Here is a 694-nt window from a genome sequence, read left to right on the forward strand (position 1 = left end):
TTGCTTTACTTATCGTTATGGTTGCCTGGATGGCGGGTGCCTTTAATAACAAGGTAAAGCCCGGGCAAAGTGAGCAGCAAAGTTTGGTAAAACTCGATGAGCTACTAAGGCAAGCGATTGAGGTCGAACGGGTGAAGAAGGAAGTGTTCGAGCCAGTGCCAGCAGGTATTGAAGCGAAACAGAATTCACTTATCTCATCACGTATTCTAGCCAAGATAGAGAAAGTACATGTACGAGCAGGGCAGCAGGTTAAACAAGGGCAGCTACTGATTGAATTGGAAAAGGCAGATTTGCTATCACGGGAGTCTCAGGCAAAAGCGGCTTTGTCTTCAGTGTCTGCACGATTGTTGGAAGCAAAGAATAATCTTAAGCGTTCTGAGGACTTGAGTCAGAAAGGCTTGATTGCTAACGCTGCTTTGGAGCAGACTCAGGCAAACTACGATAGCTTGTTAGCCGGTAAGCAAAGTGCAGAACAGGCTTTGTTAGAAGCGCAAACGGCCCTGGGTTATGCTCAGGTGCATTCCCCTATTGATGGTCTAATAATCGATCGCTTTGCAGAGCCCGGTAATACTGCCCAACCAGGGATGCAGCTTCTTACCTTATATAATCCAGCTACTTTACGAGTCGAGGCGCATGTGCGCGAACAATTGGCGATCGGCCTCAGTTTGGGTGACACCTTGCAGGTAAGGATTCC

General features: G+C 47.7%; 1 protein-coding gene. It reads left to right on the top strand.

Going from position 1 to position 694, the window contains the following annotated elements:
• Nucleotides 1-694: efflux RND transporter periplasmic adaptor subunit (locus A3763_RS26065; protein WP_156495350.1), on the top strand; the 694-nt coding region annotated here is incomplete at both ends.

The organism is Oleiphilus sp. HI0128 (genome assembly GCF_001635365.1).